This is a genomic window from Anaerocolumna sp. AGMB13020, assembly GCF_033100115.1.
In the GTDB taxonomy this organism is placed as follows: Bacteria; Bacillota; Clostridia; order Lachnospirales; family Lachnospiraceae; genus Anaerocolumna.
Window position 1 is genome coordinate 1,939,653 of sequence record NZ_CP136910.1, and the last position, 22,928, is coordinate 1,962,580.

19 protein-coding genes are annotated in these 22,928 nt (G+C 41.3%); 1 reads left to right on the forward strand and 18 read right to left on the reverse strand.

Annotated features, from left to right (window positions below):
• Positions 1 to 32 precede the first annotated feature (32 nt).
• The 4 genes from R2R35_RS07620 to R2R35_RS07635 form a co-directional block, all read right to left on the reverse strand.
• Positions 33 to 878 (reverse strand): carbohydrate ABC transporter permease, encoded by an 846-nt coding sequence (locus tag R2R35_RS07620; RefSeq protein WP_317733907.1) that lies wholly within the window; start codon positions 876 to 878, stop codon positions 33 to 35.
• Positions 879 to 894: 16 nt separating this feature from the next.
• The gene (locus R2R35_RS07625; protein WP_317733908.1) at positions 895 to 1,788 is read right to left on the reverse strand and encodes a carbohydrate ABC transporter permease; all 894 of its coding nucleotides are present in this window, start codon (positions 1,786 to 1,788) and stop codon (positions 895 to 897) included.
• Between the two features lie 174 nt (positions 1,789 to 1,962).
• Positions 1,963 to 3,312 carry an ABC transporter substrate-binding protein gene (locus R2R35_RS07630; protein WP_317733909.1) on the reverse strand — a complete coding sequence of 450 codons (1,350 nt, stop codon included), beginning with the start codon at positions 3,310 to 3,312 and terminating at the stop codon, positions 1,963 to 1,965.
• A 242-nt stretch (positions 3,313 to 3,554) separates the two neighbouring features.
• Positions 3,555 to 5,372, reverse strand: a complete 1,818-nt coding sequence (locus R2R35_RS07635) for a sensor histidine kinase (protein WP_317733910.1) — start codon at positions 5,370 to 5,372, stop codon at positions 3,555 to 3,557.
• Between the two features lie 314 nt (positions 5,373 to 5,686).
• Between R2R35_RS07635 and R2R35_RS07640 the strand changes: the two genes are divergently transcribed.
• Positions 5,687 to 6,298 (forward strand): histidine phosphatase family protein, encoded by a 612-nt coding sequence (locus tag R2R35_RS07640; RefSeq protein WP_317733911.1) that lies wholly within the window; start codon positions 5,687 to 5,689, stop codon positions 6,296 to 6,298.
• 167 nt (positions 6,299 to 6,465) lie between these two features.
• Here the strand turns inward: R2R35_RS07640 and R2R35_RS07645 are convergent, their stop codons facing one another.
• The 14 genes from R2R35_RS07645 to R2R35_RS07710 all read right to left on the reverse strand — a co-directional run bounded on the left by R2R35_RS07645 (position 6,466) and on the right by R2R35_RS07710 (position 22,788).
• Positions 6,466 to 7,962: a methyl-accepting chemotaxis protein gene (locus tag R2R35_RS07645; RefSeq protein ID WP_317733912.1), complete on the reverse strand. Its 1,497-nt coding sequence runs from the start codon at positions 7,960 to 7,962 to the stop codon at positions 6,466 to 6,468.
• A gap of 259 nt (positions 7,963 to 8,221) precedes the next feature.
• Entirely contained in the window at positions 8,222 to 8,803 is a 582-nt protein-coding gene (locus R2R35_RS07650; RefSeq protein ID WP_317733913.1) for a nitroreductase family protein, read from the reverse strand.
• A gap of 320 nt (positions 8,804 to 9,123) precedes the next feature.
• The gene (locus R2R35_RS07655; RefSeq protein WP_317733914.1) at positions 9,124 to 10,155 is read right to left on the reverse strand and encodes a lactonase family protein; all 1,032 of its coding nucleotides are present in this window, start codon (positions 10,153 to 10,155) and stop codon (positions 9,124 to 9,126) included.
• 365 nt (positions 10,156 to 10,520) lie between these two features.
• Positions 10,521 to 12,197: a phosphoenolpyruvate--protein phosphotransferase gene (gene ptsP, locus R2R35_RS07660; RefSeq protein ID WP_317733915.1), complete on the reverse strand. Its 1,677-nt coding sequence runs from the start codon at positions 12,195 to 12,197 to the stop codon at positions 10,521 to 10,523.
• Between the two features lie 21 nt (positions 12,198 to 12,218).
• A complete protein-coding gene (locus R2R35_RS07665; RefSeq protein ID WP_317733916.1) occupies positions 12,219 to 12,482 on the reverse strand; it encodes an HPr family phosphocarrier protein in 264 nt (87 codons plus the stop codon).
• 17 nt (positions 12,483 to 12,499) lie between these two features.
• Positions 12,500 to 13,762: a zinc-binding dehydrogenase gene (locus R2R35_RS07670; RefSeq protein ID WP_317733917.1), complete on the reverse strand. Its 1,263-nt coding sequence runs from the start codon at positions 13,760 to 13,762 to the stop codon at positions 12,500 to 12,502.
• 69 nt (positions 13,763 to 13,831) lie between these two features.
• Positions 13,832 to 14,761 carry a 1-phosphofructokinase gene (gene pfkB, locus R2R35_RS07675; RefSeq protein WP_317733918.1) on the reverse strand — a complete coding sequence of 310 codons (930 nt, stop codon included), beginning with the start codon at positions 14,759 to 14,761 and terminating at the stop codon, positions 13,832 to 13,834.
• Between the two features lie 85 nt (positions 14,762 to 14,846).
• The gene (locus R2R35_RS07680; protein WP_317733919.1) at positions 14,847 to 15,323 is read right to left on the reverse strand and encodes a PTS sugar transporter subunit IIA; all 477 of its coding nucleotides are present in this window, start codon (positions 15,321 to 15,323) and stop codon (positions 14,847 to 14,849) included.
• 97 nt (positions 15,324 to 15,420) lie between these two features.
• Positions 15,421 to 17,514, reverse strand: coding sequence for a BglG family transcription antiterminator (locus tag R2R35_RS07685; RefSeq protein ID WP_317733920.1), 2,094 nt, complete (start codon positions 17,512 to 17,514; stop codon positions 15,421 to 15,423).
• Between the two features lie 101 nt (positions 17,515 to 17,615).
• Entirely contained in the window at positions 17,616 to 18,983 is a 1,368-nt protein-coding gene (locus tag R2R35_RS07690; protein WP_317733921.1) for a PTS mannitol transporter subunit IICB, read from the reverse strand.
• 755 nt (positions 18,984 to 19,738) lie between these two features.
• A complete protein-coding gene (locus R2R35_RS07695) occupies positions 19,739 to 20,137 on the reverse strand; it encodes a DUF1284 domain-containing protein (RefSeq protein WP_317733922.1) in 399 nt (132 codons plus the stop codon).
• A gap of 10 nt (positions 20,138 to 20,147) precedes the next feature.
• Entirely contained in the window at positions 20,148 to 21,257 is a 1,110-nt protein-coding gene (locus R2R35_RS07700) for an iron-containing alcohol dehydrogenase family protein (RefSeq protein WP_317733923.1), read from the reverse strand.
• 177 nt (positions 21,258 to 21,434) lie between these two features.
• Positions 21,435 to 21,938, reverse strand: coding sequence for an HD domain-containing protein (locus tag R2R35_RS07705; protein ID WP_317733924.1), 504 nt, complete (start codon positions 21,936 to 21,938; stop codon positions 21,435 to 21,437).
• A gap of 85 nt (positions 21,939 to 22,023) precedes the next feature.
• Positions 22,024 to 22,788 (reverse strand): lytic transglycosylase domain-containing protein, encoded by a 765-nt coding sequence (locus R2R35_RS07710; RefSeq protein WP_317733925.1) that lies wholly within the window; start codon positions 22,786 to 22,788, stop codon positions 22,024 to 22,026.
• Positions 22,789 to 22,928: the final 140 nt, after the last annotated feature.

Genomic DNA, 22,928 nt, shown 5'->3' on the forward strand with positions numbered 1-22,928 from the left:
TTCTCCATTTCAAGTATCTGTTTAATTTGATTTTATCCCTTAACCGCTCCTGCTGTCAATCCTTTGATAATGTATTTCTGTAAAATGAAATAGATTATCAGAACCGGTATGATAATCAGAGTGACACAGGAAGCCATCAGCCCGAAATCAGTTCCGTATTTCGAGCTGATATCAAGTAAAAGTGCACTGACCGGCAGGCTGGAATGTTTTCTTATCATGATTAATTGTGTCAGCAGATCATTGTAAGACCATAAAAAGCTAAAGACTGCAACTGTAGCTATGGAAGGTCGTAACAGAGGCAGGATAATTGCAGTAAAGATTCTCACCGCACCAGCTCCCTCCAGATAAGCAGACTCCTCAAAAGTTAATGGCAACCCTTTAAGAAACCCCATCAATACCACAGCAGCAAAACTAAGGTTTCCTGCCGCCTGAGGAAGTATCACGCTGATTGGATGATTTAACAGTCCCAACCCTGCCATATTACGAAACACCGGTATGATAGTAGCGTATACCGGAAACATAAGGCCTGCAAATAGCAGACTATGTATTACAGCCTTTCCCCGAAAACAGTATCTGGTCATTCCGAATGCCACCATAGCACCAAACAGCATACAGACTATCATGACTGTGCCGGAAATTATCAGACTGTTTTTGTAAGCCTTCAAAAGATTCTGTTTCTTAAAAGCATTGGTATAATTGGAAAGTGTCAACTCCTTTGGTAAAGCAAAGGAAGTATTTATTACTTCCTCCGAAGGTTTAAAGGAATTATTGACAACCCAGAGAAAGGGAAAGATCGTTGTTACTGCCCATAAGCTCAGGATTGTCCGAATTACCATACCACCAGGGGAAAGTCTTTTCCGTCTGTTGTTTACTGCCATGAAATCATTTTCCTCCTTAAAGGCTGTCCTCCTCCTTTGACAGCCTGGTAAAAATTCTGTTTATTGTCTGCGCTGCCAACACTCCGATCAATACGATTACAAAAGCAATAGCTGACCCATAATCCACATTCCCTATGGTAAATGTCTGCTCATAAAGAAAAGTTCCCAGAAAGTGGGTCTTTCCCTGAGGAGCTCCTTTGGGTGCTATTGCCCAAGGCAAATCAAAGACCTTTAGCGCACCGGTTACAGCTAGTACAAGGCAGGTACCGATTACATTCTTCATTAACGGCAGAATGATATAATATACCTGCTGCCAGCCCAGACAGCCATCTACTTTGGAAGCATCATACAGTTCTTGTGGTACTTCATTTATTCCCGTCAGAAATATCACAAAATAAAACCCCACATAACTCCAGATTACCGGAATTGATATCATGGTAAAAGCAAGCTCCGGGGACAGCCAGTTAACAGGTTCATGACCCAGCATCTCAAGTAACTGGTTTAGCATGCCTCCGTTAAAGTTATAAAAAAGCTTGAATAGCAAACCGATGGCTGTGGAAGATATAACTATAGGAAAAAAATAGACCGTTCGAAAAAAATTGTGACCCCTTTTCAGAGAACTCACAAAAATAGCAAGGAGCAATGCTATACCTAACTGAAATATTACCGTAAATGCCATTAATTTAATAGTATTAAAAAGTGCTGTTCTAAAATGCTCATCCGCTAACAGCTTCTGATAGTTCGCCATACCAATAAAATGAAGCTCCTGCCCTGGTATCTTTACCAGAAATTGCAGTTCATATAAGCTGTCGATAATATTCTCACCAAAGGGAAGGTAGAGAAACAAGACCATTAAGACCAGCCCCGGCAGCAAAAACAGGAACATGGGCAACTTCTTTTTATATAACATTACTGCCTCCTTGCTAAGGCATGTCTACCTTTAATCTGTGTTTTTCACATGGTTTGGTATTAATGGTACAAAAAAGGCAGCTGCAAGCCTCCGGCTATGAACCCAAAGGCTACGCAGCAGCCCTTTTTCCCTTGCCATACCTAGAAGATTTGAATTAAGATAACATTTTTCCGCTTACTTTGCATTAATAGCCAGTACTTCATTCAGTAATTCCTCCGGCGCTTTTGTTCCGGTTGAGATATCAACAATACCGGCAATTAGGGTATTATACGCTTCCTGAGATATTCTCGAATCGGTGGGCGGTGAGCTGCTGGTTGCCCGGTCGCTGTATTGAAGCCCTGATAAGCCAAGAGGTGTCATGTTGCTGCTGGGGCTTACGGCGGCGGCCGCCTGACCATTTCCTCCCCAATACATGGACACAGCTTCTTTGTTGGTATTTGCCATAACAAATTGTACTGCGGCATCCCTTGTATCCAGGTCCTCCCAGGCTTTCTTGGTGATATAAAACCCGGAAGAGATTCCACCTACCATTGCGCCTGGTTTGGATTTACCTCCCGGTATTACCGGTAATTCTACTACCACTGTATTTATCTGATCTGTTATACCGCTGGCATACCAGGAGCCATCTAGCTGCATGGCTGCTTTTTTTGTCTTGAATAATTCACCGGCCAGATCATTGTCTATTGTGTCTGTATCCACCGGAAAGGCTCCCATATCTCTTAAGGTCTTAAACATGGCAAGTCCCTTGCACCAGTCTGCAGGTGCAGTCTTTGGCACCTTCGTATATTCCTCAGGTCCTGCTGCGGACAGCATCAGATACTCCACCCAATAATGGGGGACATTGTTCAGAGAAACAGCAATGGGAATGATATCCTTCGCCTGAAAGACTTCAATCGCCTTCACCATGTTTTCCCAGGTAGTGGGCAGAGCAAGTCCATAATTGTCAAAAAGGTCTTTGTTACAGAACAATCCTTCCCAATAACCGGTAGTAGGAACTGCACGCCTCACACCATCCGGATTGGCCGCTGCTTCTAAAGCGGAATCCAGGGTATCTCTTGCATAGTCTGGATATTCTGCTTTGATTTCATCAATTGTAACAAATTTCTCTGCTGCCAGGACATCACTTGCGTTAGCATCTGTAAAATACTGAATCACATCCGGTTCATTACCTACTGCAAAATCTGCTGCGATTCTGGTCTTCCAGTCCTGATCAGCAGCCTGAGAATCGTCTTCTACCGTAATATAAGGATAATCCTCCATAAACTGACTGATGACAGCCTGATAATTGGCAGCATTAGGATCTGTTCCGCCATACATGGAAATGGTTGTAAGGGTTACCGGATTCTTCTCCCCCTCAGCTTCTATATTGTCATCTTCCTCTCCGAAAGCATCAATACCATTATATTTATTTCTACTACTACAGGCTGCCAATGAAAGAACCAGAACTACAGTTAATAGCAAGGACAGCCATTTCATCGCTATCTTCATACTCACACCATTGCATATGGCAAATTGATTTGCCATACAGCCACCAACTAAAAAGTGAAAAAATACTTGCGTGGCATCCTTTCATATTTAATTTTCTTTCACTTCTTCCGGCATATTGCCACTGTCGCGGTATATAATCATCTATTATACCGCTTTTAGTGTCTCCCTGCCTTCTCCCATCTTGACATTATTTGCATTATCTTGTTTATTTATAGATTACCTTCTCTTCACCCTTTCCGGCATAATACCCCTTTTCAGCAGCACATTAACCTAGGATATCAAGCTTCTGCCTGTAATTTTTTCTCCTCTTCCCTCTCCCACTTACATGGAATAGTAACCTCTGATACTACCATTTCCCCTTCTGAATAAATTGATAGTCCGTAAGACTCCCCGAATATAAGCTGAATACGTTCGTTCACATTCCTTATTCCCAGGGAGGTATGCCTTCCTCTGCCTTCCGGCAAGGCTGTATTTGCACCCTCCAGCAGATTCTTTATTCTGGTTTCTTCTGCTTTACTCAGCTCCCCGGTGTTGGTTATCTTTAAAACAACCCTTTCCTCCTCTCGGTAAACCACAAGTCGTATGATTCCTCCTTTCACCGTATATACCCCATGTACCACAGCATTTTCAAGAAGCGGCTGCAGTATAAGCTGCGGCAGCTGCACATTCTGCAAAGATTCATCAATCTGCTTTTCAAAACGTATTCGGTCACCAAACCGCATGGCTGTGATATAAATATAAGCATCTGCTCCTTTTAATTCCTCCGCCAGCGTGGTCAGTTTCCGGTTTTCTCTTCCCATACTTTGATTCAGCAGCACCGCCAGGGCCTCTATCATTTTGGATACCGCTTCATCCCCTGCCAGCCTGGCCTGCCAATTCATCATTTCCAGGGTATTGTTCAAAAAATGAGGATTAATCTGGGATTGCAGGGCAAGTATCTTTGCCTCCTTTCTCGCAAGCTGTTCTTTATAGGCATAGTCAAAGAGGTATTTAACCTCAGAGGACATCTTGTTAAAGCCGTCAGAAAGGTAAGTAAACTCCTGATTTGGCATGGTTTCTCCTTTAACCTGCCAGCCAAATTCTCCTCCTTCGATTTTCTTAGCCGCCTTAACCATACGTTCCATGGGTTTTGTAATATTGTGGGAGATAAAATAAAACATATAGATAAATACCGGTACTATTATAAGAACATTAAAGAGTACCAGATTATTTAAGGCTCGTATTTCGCTAAAAAGCACATCCTTATTCGCTATTAGCACCGCACCATAATAATAATCATCAAATTTCTGCTGATACAACACCCCCTGGTATATCTTATCCTCAACCTGAAGCATCTTTCGGTTGTTCCTGGCCGCAAACTTTCCCCTCAGCGTCTTTAAGAGTTCCTTTTCTCCTGTTTCTTTAAACCCGCTGTTATAAACAATCATCTCGCCGGCATTGTCAATAAAAAACCCCAGGTCATAGTCCTTATTGATATTAATGCCTTCAAAGAGCTTATCTTTATTCAGCTCTACCACCAGTGTTCCAAACTTCGTATAATTCCTGGTCGTGTAGAGGTTTCGTATGATATAGATTCTGCCGTTGATGATTTTTACATGGGCATCCGAATTGTCAGCTCTTGTAATATCCTCCGCAAAATGCTTCACTTCCCGGTTGTATATCTGTATATAACTGCTCTGCTCTCTGGTCGTATAATAGAGTCTGTCAGTAGCCTCACTAAGATAGAAAACCGACATTAAAAAACGATTATCATTTATGTATTTGCTTTTCAGATTTCCTATAACCTCTTTGTAAAATCCTGCTTCTGATATTTCGTCAGCCTCCAGCTTTCTCCAGGCTTTTTCCAGTACAAGATCATATGATATCTTCTTGGAACTCTCAATTGCTTCATTTAACTTCTGACTGTGGAAAGAGGTGTAATTCTTTAAACTCTCCGCCATAAGAGTTTCTGTTTTCCGAATTATATTATTTCTGTAATAGGAGAATATAAATACCATAAATACTATGACCGGGACAGTAAAACATATGACTGTCACCAATAAAAGTGCTCTCTTTAAGGATATGGGCGTACCTTTCTTATTAATGGGCAGTATCATATCTGGCTCCCGTCTGTGTGCCCTGGCACACGTACAAAATCAGGAGGAGTGAAAGGACTTCCTTATCGCTCTTTCCTCCTGTAAAATATTATACTTTCATTGTAGCATAGCCAATTTTACCCTGCAATCTTAGTTTGAAAAATACTCACGGCAAACCTGGAAATGTATCATTTTAGGCCAATCTCATCGGCCGCTATCGAATTATCCTTCCTATGCCACTGTGTAAAATGCATTGCATGGTTTGCTTTTAAAAGCGTTTTTATGTTATACTTAACAGGATGCTTACAGGATAAATAATCAGAAAAGAGGTAACTATGAATACGGAAATCTGGCTGGTAAGACACGGAGAGACTGAGTGGAACAAATTAGGGAAATTCCAGGGGAGTACCGATATTGAATTAAGTGAGGAAGGAAGAAATCAGGCGAAGGCGTTAAAGGCTCTTATTTCGGTTGATTTTGATGCAGCCTATGCAAGTCCTCTTGTAAGAGCAGTAGAAACTGCTGAAATATTGTGCAGGGATACCGGTTTAACTGTAATACCCTGTGAAGGAATAAGAGAAATTAATTTTGGAATCTTTGAAGGGCTTACCCTGGAAGAGATTGAACATAAATATCCCAAAGAAATGTCCAAATGGAGAAGTGATGAGACCGAAGGCGCTTTTGTAGGCGGCGACCTATCCATCCTAAATGCAAGTAACAGGGCTGCTGCCACCATAAGAGATATTGCAGACAGACATCCCGGAAAAAGAGTCCTTATTGTTGCTCATGGAGGTATTATAAAAGCTGGCCTTATAGGTCTTTTTGAATGGAAAATGACCATGTACCATCACTTTTATGTGGATAACACTGCTATAACAAAAATCCTGTTCAGAGACGGCGCATACCCTGTTCTTAAGAGTTTTAATGAAACCGGTCATCTAGTATAATTCCAGCACTCATATCCCCAAAGAGCTGACGTATTGTAACAATGTTCCGGCAGGAACCCTCCTGGCTTCCTAAACACACCGGCTGAAAAGACAGAAAGAAGCCGACATAATTTTGTATGCTAAGACCACACAAAATTATGTCGGCTTTCTTTTCGGCAGTATCCTGTCTATTTATTTCTTGAATTTATAAGCAATTTCATATCAGCACTCAAATTATTAAGATCAATAACGGATGAATTCATCTGATTTATCAGGCTGTTCTCATTCTCAAGGGTTGCCAGTATTTCTTCTGCTGAAGCTGTATTATCCTCTGCCCTTTCCGCTACCTTATCGATCTCCCTCTGAACCACCAGGAAATTGTCTGCGGCTACGACGATCATCTCCATATTGTCACCCAGGGTTTTATTGGAAAGGCTATAATCTTCCATGAATTCCTGAAAGCTTTCATTCACACCTTTTAGAAGTGTTTGTATCCTTCCGGCTGCTTCTCCGCCTTCTAAGGATTTCTCATCTGCCTCTTTTGCTTTTTCAGACAGGGATTTGGTTACTTCCGAAATATTTCCGGCAATCTTTGCGCTTTCTTCCGCAAGTTTTCTTATTTCATCCGCGACAACAGCAAATCCCTTCCCTTGCTCTCCTGCTCTTGCTGATTCAATTGCTGCATTTAAAGCCAGCATATTGGTCTGTCCCGCAATTTGTTTGATTCCCTCCAACAAAGAATTTACAACTTCAAGATTATTTCTTAAGTCCGATACGGTTTCTGTGGTAGTGCCCATAACTTCGTTCACTTTTATTGCATAATCTGCTGCCTGGCTGATAGTATCATGGCTGTCCTTTACCTTGCGGTTCATTCCTTCTGTCTTTGATACCACCTCCCGGGATACGGATACAGCATTGTCAATTTCATGAAGGGAACGATCCATCGTTGATTTCATATTACCGACGCTTAAAGCCTCTTCCTGTATGGATTGTGCCATTTGTTTTACGGTATCTACAATACGGTCACTGGATTCATTGATCGTTCCGGTATTCACCGTAAAGCCGGTGATATTATGATCGAGGGTTGCCACTCCCTCTTCCAGAGAAGTACAGGTACTTTCAAGTTCCTTTAACAGCGTAAGTGCGTCCTCTTCCTTTTTTGCAGAAGCATCAATAAGGATTCTTCCCCATTTTGTCATAAGAAAGAGCAGTAAAAGTATTGCATTCAGCGAAGTCATTACAATAAGAAAAGTAGGGAGTCTTAAATCATCTCCCATCACCGTTTGCGGTTTAAAATAAAAGGATATAAACATTCCAATATTGATAAACACCCAAAAAGTTAACAGCAGCTCCTTCTTAAAATAAATAGCCGCCATCATTATTGTTATCAGTAAAATATAATGTTTATTTAATGCATATTTGTCCAGAAAGAACAAAGCGAACATTACCAGCGCAGGGAGAAAAGCGAATATAAAACCTTTTATGTAATCATTCATACGCAGGATATAATTAATACAAGCAACTCCAATAATTCCAATACCTATGAAAAGAAATTTAATGTTTTCTCCTATACCACGATAAATCAGTATCTGACCAACAATCAGCGTAACAAGCGCAATTGTAATAATCAGGTTAATCCGATGCATTTTCTTCAGATCAAAAACCTTCTTAGCTGTATTCTTCATTTGCCATCCCTCTTTCTAACGTTCAATCGCAGTGAATCTGTCACTGCCTTAACTGCCTCCTAACAGGACGCATATTCCATTAATAAAAAAAGTCAGTCTTGTTATAAATTACAACAAGACTAACTTTATTATAATGATATTTCGACAAATTACTATAGTAATATCGATACAGTTTTAGCGTATTTTTATAAGTTATTTTGTCATATCTTTGCATTTTTTAGAGTAATGAATCACTTCTTCTCTCCTCATGGTATTTTGACTAAAAGGAGCTTATGATTACTTCATCAAGAGACCTTTTTGGCACATGGTGCACACCCTTTTCATCTCTCCAGTACTTCACATTTCCATCCTGAATCTCTTCTATCACAACTTCTTCTTTTGGATAACCCAGAGCAATTACCAGTGAAATTTCATAATCCTCCGAAATATCCAATTCCTTTGCAAGGCCCTCACGTTTTACGCTGCCGATAAAGCATCCCTTTATTCCCTGGAAAGCAGCACCCAAAAAAATGCTCTGCGCTGCAATTCCTTCGTCCATTCCAGCCTTACCTGCTATGTTCTTATCCCTTAAAAGGATAATATATCCTCCCGGTCTTTCCCCTTTAACGGGTCCGTCCCATTCCTTTAAGTAACCAGCCCAGGAAAGACAGGGAAATACCTTTTCTCTGCTTTCTTTATTGCTTACCAGTATATATTTTAAGGGCTGTAAATTTGCACCGCTGGGCGACAGTCTTCCCAAATCCGCCAAAGCCCTTAACTGTTCCAGTGTGATCTCTTTCTCTTCTTCAAATCTGCGTACGGTTCTTGCTCCTGTTACAAGATCATTTAATTGTTCTCTCATTTTATTGCCTGTCCTTTCATAGCCTGTTACTCGGTATTACAGGCATAACAAATATATTGATTCATTACGTCCAGATTTCCTTATGTATCTTAAACAAGCACAATTGTTATATCTTCATGGGATTCTACCGTCCTTATTTACCTATGTATCTTACAACTTATATGACATCATGGTACGGCGCCAGTTTTAGATGTACTTATTCGTGTTTTTCGCATCGCTGGTATCCCAGTTCAGCGGTGCATTTCATTTAAAGCTTTCTTTAAGTCTGCTTGAATCTGATATCTTAACTTTTATGATTCAATAAAAATATACCTTGGGAACTAGATTTCTTCTACATAAGAGGGTGCGGGAAAGTCAATGCGTTTTACCACATTTGATAATTTTCCGGTTTCCTCAATGCTATAAATTACCAACTGATCCGATTTCTGATTGGCAATCATCAGATATCTGTCGTCCTTTGTCAATGCAATATGCCTTGGAAATTCCCCCTTTACCGAGACGTCCTGCTTTACGGCAAGGGTTCCGTCAGGATTAATCTCATAAGCTCTTATGGTATCAGCTCCCCTGTTAGCAGCATAAAGGAATCTGCCGTCACTGGATATGGCAAGGCTGGAACCAAAACTCTCTCCCTCAAACTGGTCTTCTAAGGTACTGATCTTTTGAAGGGGTGTAAAGAGAGGGGCTGTGTCCTGTTCTTCATAGCGATAGACATAGATTTCGTTGGAATACTCTGTTATAACATAGAGGCAATTTAAGACAGGATGAAATTTTAAATGTCTGGGTCCTGCGCCTTTATCAAGACTGACAGAAGTCCGAGGTGTTTCTGTTGTAATTCTACCCTCTTTTGTATCATATACAAATATTTTATCCTGGGCTATGGCAGCAAACAACAGCCTGCTGCCCTGGGGCTCCTTCTCACAGCAGTGTGCTCTTGACAGTCCGGTTTCCTGATTTACCGGCAGTTTGATATGATTTAGCACCTCTGTAAAGTGATAATCCTGAACCTTTACTGCCGCAATATCTCCCGTACTATAGAAGGAACAATATAATACGCTTTCCTTCGGTGCATAGAGCAGGTGACACAAATCCCCGCCGGGGAGCTTAAGCTCATGCTGCAGGCTGTAGCCTTCTTCCGTCCTTTTATAGCAAAGGATGCTTCCGCTGTCAGTTTCTTCCCTTATGGTAAATAACATGTCCTTCCAGGCGCAGGCAAAGGAAGGATTCGTCTTATACGCTCTGAAACTTCTCTCATCTTCTGTAAAATCACCGGATAGTTCATACAGCCCCATGGAGGCTTCTCCATTTATCGGCCCATATCCGCTTATCAGTATCTCTCTTGCCTTTTGATTCATCGCTCCCTCATTTCTGCCTGACCTGCCCAGGGCGGATTTGTATAATGCTTTGCCGGCCCGAAAGCTAAGGTATTTGTTTATCTATTACTGTTATTGTAATACTGCTGGTGCCTGATGGCAAGCTATAATCAAAAAAATGACCCAGGAGCAGTTGCATTTCATTTATGTTACGGCAAGAAGCCTCCTGGTTCTCCTCCACACAACAGCTAAAAGACATGTTACCGGTTTTTGTTTGCTATTATCGTACAAAATTGCTCTAAGCACAAAATCGGTAACATGTCTTTCAGGCAGTGCGCTACAGAAAAGCCAGGAGGCTTCTCGCCGCTTCCATCCATTTGCAACAGTCCACAGGTCAAACACCCGTATTACTGCAATAATTCCATAATTTCGCTTACGGTAGCTTTATTTACCGCAGCTTCTGCAAGTTTTCCAGCAGCTTCATAATCTAATCTTCTGATTCTGTATCTGACGCCAGGTATCAGCGAGGCTGTCATACTAAGTTCATCCAGTCCCAGTCCTATGAGGAGCTCCGTGGCTTTCTCATTTCCAGCAAATTCACCGCACATACCAGCCTTCTTTCCATACTTATGAGCACTATCCGTTACATGCCTTATACTTCTTATTACCGCAGGATGAAAAGAATTATATAACGCAGCAATTTTAGTATTCCCTCTGTCCACTGCCAGCAGATATTGGGTCAGATCGTTGGTGCCGATACTGAAAAAGTCAGCTTCCTTTGCCAATTCCTCCGCACAGAGTACACTGGCGGGTGTTTCTATCATAACCCCTGTCTGTATGGAGTCGTCATAGTGTATACCTTCTGCCTTTAATTCCTCCATGCATTCTCTGAGGACTGCCTTCGCAGCTCTTAATTCCTCCAGAGAAATTATCATAGGGAAGAGAATTCTTATTTTACCGAAAGCACTTGCTCTTAGAACAGCTCTTAACTGGGTCTTAAACAGTTCTTTTTCCTGAAGGGAAATACGAATTGCTCTAAAACCGAGAAAGGGATTCTCCTCTCTGTCCATGGGATAGTAGGGAAGCGTCTTATCCCCTCCGATGTCCAGGGTTCTTATGGTTATTTCCCTGCCGCAGATTACCGCAGCTTCCCGGTATGCTTCAAATTGCTCTTCTTCCGTAGGAAAATGGCTGCTGCCAAGATAGAGAAATTCACTTCTGAATAATCCAATGCCATCAATATGATTTGTAACAGCCTTTTTAATGTCCTCTATATTGCCCACATTGGCGCACAGATGAAATTCTTTTCCATCCCGGGTAATACCAGGAAGGTGCTCCTCTGCTTTTATTCTTTCCTCTGCTTCCTTGTGTTTCCCGGTAAGCTCATGATACTTCTGTTTTTCCTCTTCTGTGGGATTGATTCGGAGTTCCCCCGTATATCCATCCAAAATGAGAAAATCTCCGTCTGCCACCTCAGAAAAAATATCCTTTACTCCCACCAAGGCAGGAAGAGAGAGGCTTTTTGCAAGTATTGCCACATGACTGGTAATTCCTCCGTCTCTGGTAATCAACCCTCGTATTTTATCAAGGTCAAGCGCAGCAGTATCAGAAGGTGTCAGATCCGATGCAATCAGAATGGATTCCTCCTCACAGCTGACAGTTTTCTTTTCAAGGCCTGTCAACTGACCTAAAAGTCTTTCTCTGATATCCTTTATGTCCGCTGCCCTTTCTTTCATATAAGCATCCTCCATGGCTTCAAAGAGGAGGATAAGCTCCTCACAGGCAAGGACTACTGCTTTTTCTGCATTATTGCCATCGCCTTTTATCTTACCCGTCACTGCTTCCTGTAAAGCAATATCCTTCACCATTTCCAGATGAGCTGCAAATATGGGGTTCTCTCCGGCAAGTACAAAAAGCTCCTCTGCGGCATTTTTAACTGCAGCTTCAAATCGTTCTATTTCTTTGTTCCTGTCTTCTGCACTTACTCTGTAATCTGCTATTATTCTTTCCTGTGGCTGATACAGATATGCCCATCCCATGGCAATTCCTTCGGAAGCAGGCTGTTTCACCTTCAGTACCTTCATAAAGCTCCCCCTTCTTTGCGATTACTCACCCAAGCCTTGTTCAATGGCTTCTCCCAGACGTTTTAAGTCCTCGGTTTCCGTTTCTCCGTTACACGCAAGCTCAATTTCTGTGCCAAAGCGTATTGCAGCCGCCATGATATTTAAGATACTTTTCGGATTAATCTTTTTCTCCCCGATTTTAAGGGTTATATCCGAACGGCAGGTACTTGCTATTTTCGCCAGTTCACCTGCAGGTCTTGCATGGAGGCCATTTTTATTGTTTATAATAAAAGTCTGAGTAACCATCATTTACCTCCTTAAGACTATGAAATGCCATGATGCTCAAATAATATTTTCTCTGCTTCCACATTCCAGAGCCCTTTATGTTTTTTCACGGACTCATTCAGTCTACGGAACAGTTCCTCCTTTTTACCAAGCTCTTCAAAATCTTCAATAGCAGTAAGAGGCATATCAAACTGAGTATAGGTGAGCTTCTTTCCTCCGGGTATGGTTGGCAGATTTATAGTTGCTTCTGCGATGGAATCAATTCCTCCGATGTGTGTTACCATAACTGCCGGCCTGATTTCCCCCTTCGCCGCCAGGTCAAGTGCTTCCAACAGGTCGTCATTATTACCGCCGGTGGTACCAATAACGTGAGTACTGATATAATGAATATTATACATATTGATTTCTGAGGTAAAATCACCATTTGTCGGACCTGCAAAGAAGTTCATGCAGCCGTCAAATGCCAGCAGGGCATCCGCCATCTCTACTACCGCTTTATTTGGTACATATACAAATACATCATCATATCCATGATCCTCTGTCAGCTCTCTCAAAACACTTACGGGATCTTCCAAGGCAGCTGTATTTATGTAGATAAGCTCTATTCCTTTTTTCTTTGCTTCCTCCGGTGATATCATCTGTCTTGCATTTTCTATCCTGGCTTCGCTGATATCCGTTACCACAATACGTTTGGGTTTATTTTCTGTATAGAGTCCATAGCTTACCGCTCCAAGTCCCATCGGTCCGCAGCCTCCAAGTATTAAGATGCTTCCACCTGTTTTGGTTCCCATGGCATGCTGATAATTCTGCTTGTTGGTATGATAATTGGCATGATAACCACCGATAATACAGCTCATTGGCTCACCCAGGGAAGCCTCAAAGAAACTCTCTCCATTATAGGGCAGCAGACAGCCAAGCTCCATCACTTCCTGCGGCATAATGCAATAAGTGCAGGCACCGCCGCAATATTCATAGGAATATCCCGGTGAATCCAGTCTGCCTTTATAATTTAGGGCTGGCTGAAGGGCAAATTTATCTCCTGCCTTATATTTACCCTCCCACTTCTTTCCCACCTCTACAATAATACCCGCACATTCGTGACCGATAATAATTGGATTGGTATCTATGTTCTGAGGTGATCTCTTATGTTTCTTTCCCTGTTTTACCAGTTTATAGGTAGACATACAGATACTGTCGCTTATTATCTTAACCAGGATTTCATCCTCTTTTATCGGAGGAAGCTGAAACTCCTCCAGGCGTAAATCATCTTCCCCATACATTCTTACTGCTTTTGATTTCATAAATACTCCTATCTGTGTGTGCTGTGACACACCTAAAGCTCAGGAAGTTGTAAAGTAGCTTTATCAACGTTATAACTCCCTGATATCTACCTTTTCTTTTAGTTCTTCTATCAGCTCCCTGTGAGGCGGCTTCGTTCCCTGGGTGGTTACTGCTCCTGCAGAGGCAGCCATGGCAAGCCGAAAGCACTCCTCTTCTTTCTCTCCTTTATGGAGGCTGTATACCAGTGCTGCAACCATTGCATCCCCGGCTCCTACGGTAGAATGTGCTTTTACCTTAAGTCCCTGGCACTTTACCGCTCTGTCCTTTGTTAGAAAGAGCGCTCCCAGCTGTCCCAGGGAGATTGCTACCAGACTGCTGCCTTTCGCTAACAATTCCTTTCCCATAAACAGAAGCTCTTCCTCACCTGCCCTGTAATCTTTCTTAAAATACTCCTCCAGCTCTTTTCTGTTCGGCTTAATATAATCGGGATTTCCTTCAAGCCCTCTTGCAAACAGCTCACCGTCTGCATCCAGAAAAACCTTTGCCCCTCTCTCTTTCACCATAGGAATTAAGGTGCGATAGATATCTTTATCAATCCCTCTTGGGATACTTCCTGCAAATACAAACAAGGTATCTTCACCGGCATACTGAAGCAGCTTTTTTGACAACTCCATCATTTCATCCTCTGTTACCAAAGGTCCCGGTTCGTTTAATTCCGTTACGATCCCTCTTCCTTCAACCAGTTTCAAATTCACTCTGGTCTCATTACCGATACGCACAAAATCATTTCTGATACCGAGCTCTGTCAGATTCTCTTCGATCTGCCTGCCTGTGCTGCCACCGCAAAATCCCGTTGCTATGGTTTCACCGCCCATGGCTTTTATGGTTTTGGATACATTAATCCCTTTACCACCAATATCCCAAAGGCAATTTTGCAGCCTGTTTAAGCTGCCTTTTTCCAGCTGCTCCAATTCGGCTGTTTTATCAATAGCCGGATTCATGGTTACTGTAACTATCATAAGATACTTTTCCTTTCTCTACTCCGACATGATGACAGCTATCGCTGTATAATGACAGCTGCACCTTTTCTACTCACAGAACTTATTATTCTCTGGCGGTAAGTATCTGAAAGATTGCATCTTCCTTACTGTTAATGACCTTGATTACATTTTCCATATCTGACAGCTTTTCTGCTATATTGGAGAGAATTTCAAGATGCTCCTCGCCGACACCGGCTATTCCAATTACAATCTTAACGGGTTCTCCGCCCCAGTCAGTGCCATCCGGAAATACCATTACGGCAATACCAGAGGCTTTGATATCACTCTTAGCCGCTTCTATGCCGTGAGGAAGAGCAATTCCATTACCAATGTTCGTGGAAAAGGATTTTTCTCTTAACAGCATGGCCTCTATATAATTCTCTTCTACGTAACCACTGTCACAAAGCTTTTTACCGATATGACGGATTACCTGCTCCTTGGAAGCTGCTTTACAGTTGATCTCAATATTTTCTTTTCGTAATAATTCCACCATAATCAATCCTTTCTTGTTATGTCCTGTTTTTCTATGTCCTGTTTTCATACTTTAATTATACCTGCTGTCAGGTGGGGGTTCAATCAAAGCAAAATTGACTTTGTCACCATATCCTGAAGACATTTTTTTGTCTTCTTTTACTACATTAAACGGTTTCCAGATACTGTTTGAAATACTGCCTTAATACCTTCTCTACCTTCTCTTTCACCGTTTCTTTCTCTCCTTCAAACATTACCTTTAGAAATTCACTGTTTTCAATCAGCTGACCGCTTAAGCAGCCCATAATGTCACTGTTTATCCCCACCTGATCATCCTCTGGTATAAGCATGATTATCACTGCCTTAATACCTTTAAAATAGGGGTCCAGAAAGGCTGTTCTGTCTTTCGTTACGCAGAGTGAGAAATTCGGTTTAACGACACCGCCTGTTCTGGAATGCAGCAGGGCAAAACCGTACTCCGGTATAATCTGTGAGGAGATTTTCTCTCTTCTTTTAATATCTTCCTGTATCTGCAGCCGGTTGACCTGAAAGGCTGATAATTTTTCTGATACCGCTACCAGAAGTTCACCAAAATTAATATGTTCATCCACCTTCATAAAGCAAAAGTCTTTCATAATACCTTTAATCTGGTTAATACAGATATTGATGTGCTCCAACTGCCTGGAGAACTCACTACTGCCTTCATTTTTCTTCGTAGTCTTGGAGTATGCTCTTACCTTTTCTTCAATTTCTCCAAGCTCCGTATCATTTAACAAAGCACTTACCTTAATCACATCTGCCGGCACTTCCGCAAGATCGATATTTGTAACGATAAAATCCAGATTCTTTAGAACACCGGGGGTTAAATCTTCTTTTCCGTAGGTATAAATTTGTATTCTCTCCTTCAGGAAATTCTTAAGCTTGGAGTGCATCAGCCGGGATATACCAATCCCACTGGCACAGATTATTCCTACATCGACTTTTCTGAAACTTTCTCTTCTATCATCAAGTCTTACACCAGCTGCACCAAAATGCATAGCCAGATAGCCAATTTCAGCAGCAGGCACCTTAAATCCATATTTCTTCTGAATAAATTCTCCTACCTTCAGGCATTTGGTGTAAATCTCCGGATATGCCTCCTGTATCTGCGACAGCAGAGGATTGGTAATATTCAGATGATTCTTAAGACGAATAATAGTAGGCTTTAAGTGTGCCAGCAGTCCTCTGATAAATTCCTCATCCTGCTTAAGTTCATAGGAAATCGTATTGTCATAGATATCCGTTATTTCATTTATCAATCCCAGCAATTCTTCCCTGAAAGCTGTATCTTTTTCTTCTTCATAATCTGCTGACTGGATCTTGGCTCCGCTGATATGAAGCAGTATATAAGCCGTTTCTGCAGCCGGTATCAAGAAGTTAAACTCTTTCTCCAGGGATTCTCCAATAAGGCAGGCCAGCTGATAGTCTTCATGATAGAGGAATTCATCCATGGTTCTGGTGTCTGTTTCGATAAGTTCGTTCTCCTTTATTCTCATAATGGCTATGGTTATATGAACCACCAATGAATAATAGGAGCTGTTGGTCAGTCGATTTAATTTACTGTCTCTGATACTTCCAAGGCATAGGACAACCCTCTTAAGTATCTTATAATCTATTAATGGAAACATTCCTTTGTTTTCTTTTTCATAATACTCCCCTAATACGTTCCACTTCTTCTCCCCTATGGCTAACCTTAATTCCTCCGTATCGGGATTCTCATCAATAAAACGCTTCATGGCCAGGCGGTAGTTCTTCTCAGAGCCTGACAGAGCAACGCCATACCCCTGTTTTCTGATTAATGTCAGATCAAATCTTTCAAACCAGTTTTCGATAGCTTCCATATCATTACTTATGGTTGCTTCACTTACACCGAATATATTTCTATAGTAATATAGTTTCTTGGGTTCTCTGTCCCTTAAGACTTCTAATATAAGGCTGTTTCTTCTTTTTTCCTTGTCAATATAATCAATAACTTCCTTTGATTCCAGTTCCTCAAGCAGTCTGTTCTTACTGCTTCTCTCGCCCTCCATCCAGATACCTGTGCCGGCCTTGGTACTTAGGCTTAAGCCATATTTCCGCAAAAAGCCTTCCGTATTATCAAGCTCTCTTTGTACGGTACGCTTGCTTACCTTTACATCCTCCGCCAGTTTTTTGACAGATACGATGCCTTCTTCTCTTAATAGAATCGTAAATAGCTGAATGAGACGCGGAGATAACATCATGCCTCTCCCTCCTTTCTTTCACTAATTTAGAAGACGCGGAAGAGAGGGTTGACAGAACACCTGCAGTGCCTGCAATCCTCTTTTCCGCAAAGATCATATAATCAGACCTTTAGTTCATTTACCAGCATGTCATATTCCGGTGCCGATAAGAAGTTCTTTATTAAGACCAGTCTGGCTCCGGGACAACTGCTGGCCGCACGTTCTCTTAATTCTTCATGTGTTACTACTACCTGGGCATTATCAGGAATGGAGGATACGGAAGCGTGTACTACGTTAATAGAACCAAGTCCTGCGGCGGCAAGTTTCTTACGCAGGATGGTTGCACCCATGGCACTGGAACCCATTCCTGCATCGCAGGCAAATACGATACTTGAAACATCTTTTGCCACTTTTACATCTACCAGACCTTTGGAGGCATTCTTCATCTCACTTACCATTTCTTTTGCAGCCTCTAAGTCTTCTGTCTTACCAAAGATTTTTAATAGCGGTACTGCTGTCACACAGGATACTGCGCAGGCTATAATTACTGACAGGATTACTCCCAGATAACTGTCTTTGGCAGCCATACCAAGAACTGCAATAATACTTCCGGGTGAAGCAGGACCGGTTAGTCCGGCTCCAAAAATATTAAGTGTCAATATACCGCTTGCACCACCTGCGATTGCTGATAAAAGCAAGATAGGATTCATTAGAATGAAAGGAAAATAGATTTCGTGTATTCCGCCTAAGAAATGGATAATGATAGCTCCGGGTGCGGAACTTTTAGCGTTTCCTTTGCCAACCAGACAGTAAGCCAGCAGAATACCAAGTCCGGGACCAGGATTTGCTTCTAATAAAAAGAAGAGTGACTTTCCGGTCTCTGCTGTCTGCTGCAGCCCCATAGGTGTCAGTATTCCATGGTTTACTGCATTATTTAAGAACAGTACTTTGGCAGGCTCAATAAATATACTTACCAATGGAAGAATTCCGTGATCTACAAAAAATCCTACACCGGCCTCCATTACACTGTTTAAGGAGCTTACCACCGGACTGATTCCCAGGTAACCTATCATTGCAAGAATTGCTCCGAAAATACCTACTGAGAAATTATTGATTAACATCTCAAAACCGGCCGGTATCCTGCCTTCTATTAATTTGTCAAATTTTTTGATTATGTATCCCGCTAAGGGACCCATTAACATGGCTCCAAGAAACATTGGTACATCTGCTCCTACAATAACACCCATGGTTGCAATGGCACCCATAACTCCGCCTCTTGTACCGGCAACCGTCTTACCGCCGGTATAAGCAATCAGCAGGGTCAGCAGGTAGGTGGACATAGGACCTACAAGTTCGGCCATTTTTTCATTGGGAAGCCAACCAGTTGGAATGAATAAAGCTGTTATGATACCCCACGCTATAAAAGCCCCAATATTTGGCATAACCATGCCGCTTAGATATCTTCCGACTCTTTGAATTTTCTCTTTCATATCATACCCTCTCTCTTTCAATCATAATGAATAGCACATATGACATATTAAGAACTGATTGGCCAATCTCTTCTTAAGATAGTTTTATTATAAAGTATGGATAGATGATTTATCAACTTTTTAAAAATACCTTTTGTCACTAATCAATAATGACACAGCTGAAAACCAGTGTATTTTAGTTATTTTCACGGATATAGATACAAAAAAAGGTGTAGCCGATGGGAAATATTATACATTTTACCATAGGATACACCTTATGTGATTTTTTTATAAGATTAATTTATTGAGTTGGTGGCAAAAGGGGTTTTTTGCAAGGGGACGGTGAATTGGACAAAGCAGAAAGACTCATGCTTCAATTCCAAGGTATAAGAAGTCCTAATTCTCTGCGTATTTTGTGCTTGCCATAATGTAAAACAGATAACTCGCTTCGCTCAGACAATCTGTTTTACATTATAGCACAAAATACGCAGAGAAAAGGACTTCTAATACCTTTCCATAGGCGCATTCGTTCTTTCTGCTTTGTCCAATTCACCTGAAATCGTATAGAAACATCATATAGAAACAAGGTTTTGATATATGAATCATTTGATTATTCATTCTATTCATTTTTATACAGTTTGTAGTTTGTAGTTTCATTTTGTGTTTTATATCAAGCTATTATATTGTTTCATTACTGTTTAACTTATTGTTTGATTGTTGGTTTTATAATTTTATTATTATTTCATTTATTTTCGTATTCTTACTCAATAAGAAAATCAGTCCTGTATATAGCGAAAGCCCTGACATTCCTGACAAAGAGACAGCCAGCTGCAATTATGACAGACCTGGTTAAGCTTCCCTTGTTCCAGGATATGTACCTTAACCAGTTTCTTAAATTCCCGCCAGGTCACAATATCGCCAGCAGAAAGATTACATAGTTTCAGTGCCGTAGAATCATACTCTGCCACCTTTTGCCCTGATCTGCAATTTTCCTCTTCCTTATGAGGACAGCTGCTGCAGATAACATCTACCGAGCACACAAGCCTTATGCCTTCATCGGGATTCTTATCAAGTTCCTCAATTACTTTATACATATTGGCTACGAATTCCTCACTGTAGCCCTTCCCCATAAATTGTCCGATGCACATGCCATGATGAGGCCGAAGATTAATCATAATGTGTGGCCTATACAGATAGTTTAAAGGATTCTGTGTATATCTTTACAAGGTCCTTTTCTTCCGGTACAACGGGGCAATTGCCGATATTTTTTGCCTTTATGGCTATGGAGGAATATCTTGCTATTTCCTCTGCTGTTACACCCTCTTTGGCTCCTAAGAGTTCCTCCAGATCTTTTTCGAGTTCTTCCAGTTTTTTATATCCCATTGCAGTTATGATACTCTCGATTACATCCGGTCTTCCGGCTGCTGTAAATTTCATAAATTCCGCCAGTAAGAGACCGTTGGCTCTTCCATGGTCTATATCCATAAAATAGGTAAGGGAATATCCCATTGAATGAACCGCAGTTGTTCCAGTGTGGGCAATTACCACTCCTGCAAGCATGGAGGCATACAAAAGCTGTTCTCTGTGAGCTGCTGTCAGGCTTCCTTTCTTTAAGGCATTAAAGCACTCTCCGATCTGGCGGATGCTTTCCTTCGCAAGTACATCGGATACCGGATTTGCTTTCACAGAAATCATTCCCTCAATGCCATGAGAAAGTGCATCTATTGCAGTATTAATTGTGGTCGTTATACCAAGGTCTTTGGTATATCTGCCATCTAAAAAGGCAAGGGAGGGAAATAAGAGAGGCGTTGCTATACTGGTCTTCGTCTGAGCTTTATCGTTGGTAAGTATGGAATAGGGGGTAACTTCTGAACCAGTGCCTGCTGTGGTTGGTACAAAAGCCATAGGAAGAATTTTATTCTCATACTGTCCCTTAAAAAGGTCATCTTCGGATATGTCCTGGGCTGCCAATAATGCTATTGCTTTACCGGCATCCATTGGTGAACCACCACCGATGGCAATTACAAAATCAGCTCCCGCATCTCGTGCTGCTGCGGCTCCTTCGTAAACACATGCAATAGTCGGATTACTCATTACCCTGTCAAATATTTCATACTCAATATCTGCAAGCTTCAAAGCTTCTGTAACGTCCTTCTCAGAACCGTTTACTTTCGCAGATCTGGCACCAGTAACAATCAGCGCTTTTTTTCCCAATGCTCTGAAAGCATCTTTGTTCTTTCGGATGCAGTCTTCACCTGTGATAACCCTGGTAGGCATATAAAATTGAAATTCCATGATGTCCCTCCTATTTCCTATTCTATAAAGAACCTGCTGTGTCTGAAAACAAATTACAGTTTTTAGCTACCTCTTAGGTAAGTTGAACTTTTATGTTTTTCCTGTTAGTGTATTAAAATACTTGAGAGTTGAGAGTATGGTAAGCCCTATAAATATATAACCTTTTATTTGTATGCTTTATACCGTCGTTTTTATTTTAAAAACATTCTGTAGGATTGCTTTGCCTGTTTCCGTTCTGAAGATATTACGGTATACATTGCGAATTGTCTCCTCAGAAGCCTTATCTTCTTCCAGATTAACTAAAAAATCGGCTTCCACCAGTATCTGATAGTCTTTCTCGGTTATATTATGATATGTATGATGATGCGCTATCAGATAGCAGACTCTCTTAATAAAAGCCCTGTCATATCCCAGCTTCACGAGCATAGGGTCAGCTACCAGCGGTCCTTCGATCTGCTGATAATTACCTGCACTGCTGTTGTATTTACGCTCACTGACTTTGATTCCAATATCATGTACTACCGCCGTTACTTCCAGGATTTCTCTTGCCTCTTTGTCCAACCCCTCTAATTCTGCAATTGTCTTTGCATATGCATATACTTTTAGAAAATGGCTAATCCTTTTGGTATCTCCTGCATAGTACTCTATCATCTCTTGAATAAGTTCACCGATTTGTTTCATAAATTCACCCTTTCACATTTATGATTATGTAATAAATGCCTACTTCCTTTTCTGCAGCGCAAACAAAAGGAATAGGCACTATTGTCTAACTATTGAATAAATTCAGAATCGGAGCATTATAACTGATGGCTTTGGAAAAATAGCTTTCTTTCTCGTCTTCCTTTTTGTTTTTATCATCTTCCATAAATATCTCTAAAAACTTTAAAAAGTCATCATAGGAAAAAAGCTCCTCTAATGTGTCGGTACTGGTTGACACATCCTCTGTATTTATTCCTATTAAATTATTCTTTATCAGTGCTATATTGGGTAAATTACCATATGCAGTTGTATTTGACTTGACGGTTACACTACCGCCAGCTTCTACATCCTGCTGCATATATCCCATAACTTTCTTAACATAATTCTGTGTTTCTTCAAAGGGAGGTATTCCTCCGTACTTGGCTACATTTCCGCTGCCGGCATTATATGCTGCCAATGCAAGTGAAACATTTCCGTCATATTTATCAAGCATTTCTGCTATATACTTCGTTCCGCCCATAATGTTCTGTCTGGCGTCGAAGGAATCGGTAACTCCCAGATAAGCTGCGGTTTTTGGCATTAACTGCATAATTCCCTGTGCACCGCTTCTGGATACCGCATCTGCTTTAAAATTCGATTCCTGCTTACCGATTGCCTTTAACAGGTTAACCGGTACGTTGTATTTTTCTGCTGCTTCATTGAATATAGCGTCCAGACTCACCGTTTCTCCCAGGTAGGAGGAAAAACTTTCAGCGGAAGAAGCCCTCTTCTCGCTTGTGGCAGATGTTCCGGATGTATATGAAAGATTCCTGATTCCTTGAATTTCTGACATAGGCTGCTCCTATTCTTCTTTAGGCGACAAACGTTGTAATATTCTCCAGCATATTATAACTTAAAGCTGTACAAAAAAGCAAGTGCTTTTCTCTGGGAAATCTGTAGGAAAAGCACTTGCATTTATATGGAGCCGACTCC

Excerpts from the sequence above, each read along its gene's own strand:
- R2R35_RS07650 (WP_317733913.1), bottom strand. The coding sequence starts at position 8,803 with ATGAGAGAACAATTAAATGATCTTGTAACAGGAGCAAGAACCGTACGC.
- R2R35_RS07625 (WP_317733908.1), bottom strand. The coding sequence starts at position 1,788 with ATGTTATATAAAAAGAAGTTGCCCATGTTCCTGTTTTTGCTGCCGGGG.
- pfkB (WP_317733918.1), bottom strand. The coding sequence starts at position 14,761 with ATGATAGTTACAGTAACCATGAATCCGGCTATTGATAAAACAGCCGAA.
- R2R35_RS07620 (WP_317733907.1), bottom strand. The coding sequence starts at position 878 with ATGGCAGTAAACAACAGACGGAAAAGACTTTCCCCTGGTGGTATGGTA.
- R2R35_RS07655 (WP_317733914.1), bottom strand. The coding sequence starts at position 10,155 with ATGAATCAAAAGGCAAGAGAGATACTGATAAGCGGATATGGGCCGATA.
- R2R35_RS07705 (WP_317733924.1), bottom strand. The coding sequence starts at position 21,938 with ATGAAACAAATCGGTGAACTTATTCAAGAGATGATAGAGTACTATGCA.
- R2R35_RS07695 (WP_317733922.1), bottom strand. The coding sequence starts at position 20,137 with ATGATTAATCTTCGGCCTCATCATGGCATGTGCATCGGACAATTTATG.
- R2R35_RS07680 (WP_317733919.1), bottom strand. The coding sequence starts at position 15,323 with ATGAAAACAGGACATAGAAAAACAGGACATAACAAGAAAGGATTGATT.
- R2R35_RS07670 (WP_317733917.1), bottom strand. The coding sequence starts at position 13,762 with ATGAAATCAAAAGCAGTAAGAATGTATGGGGAAGATGATTTACGCCTG.
- R2R35_RS07710 (WP_317733925.1), bottom strand. The coding sequence starts at position 22,788 with ATGTCAGAAATTCAAGGAATCAGGAATCTTTCATATACATCCGGAACA.
- R2R35_RS07665 (WP_317733916.1), bottom strand. The coding sequence starts at position 12,482 with ATGGTTACTCAGACTTTTATTATAAACAATAAAAATGGCCTCCATGCA.
- R2R35_RS07635 (WP_317733910.1), bottom strand. The coding sequence starts at position 5,372 with ATGATACTGCCCATTAATAAGAAAGGTACGCCCATATCCTTAAAGAGA.
- R2R35_RS07685 (WP_317733920.1), bottom strand. The coding sequence starts at position 17,514 with ATGATGTTATCTCCGCGTCTCATTCAGCTATTTACGATTCTATTAAGA.
- R2R35_RS07640 (WP_317733911.1), top strand. The coding sequence starts at position 5,687 with ATGAATACGGAAATCTGGCTGGTAAGACACGGAGAGACTGAGTGGAAC.
- R2R35_RS07700 (WP_317733923.1), bottom strand. The coding sequence starts at position 21,257 with ATGGAATTTCAATTTTATATGCCTACCAGGGTTATCACAGGTGAAGAC.
- R2R35_RS07645 (WP_317733912.1), bottom strand. The coding sequence starts at position 7,962 with ATGAAGAATACAGCTAAGAAGGTTTTTGATCTGAAGAAAATGCATCGG.
- R2R35_RS07690 (WP_317733921.1), bottom strand. The coding sequence starts at position 18,983 with ATGAAAGAGAAAATTCAAAGAGTCGGAAGATATCTAAGCGGCATGGTT.
- R2R35_RS07630 (WP_317733909.1), bottom strand. The coding sequence starts at position 3,312 with ATGGCAAATCAATTTGCCATATGCAATGGTGTGAGTATGAAGATAGCG.
- ptsP (WP_317733915.1), bottom strand. The coding sequence starts at position 12,197 with ATGAAGGTACTGAAGGTGAAACAGCCTGCTTCCGAAGGAATTGCCATG.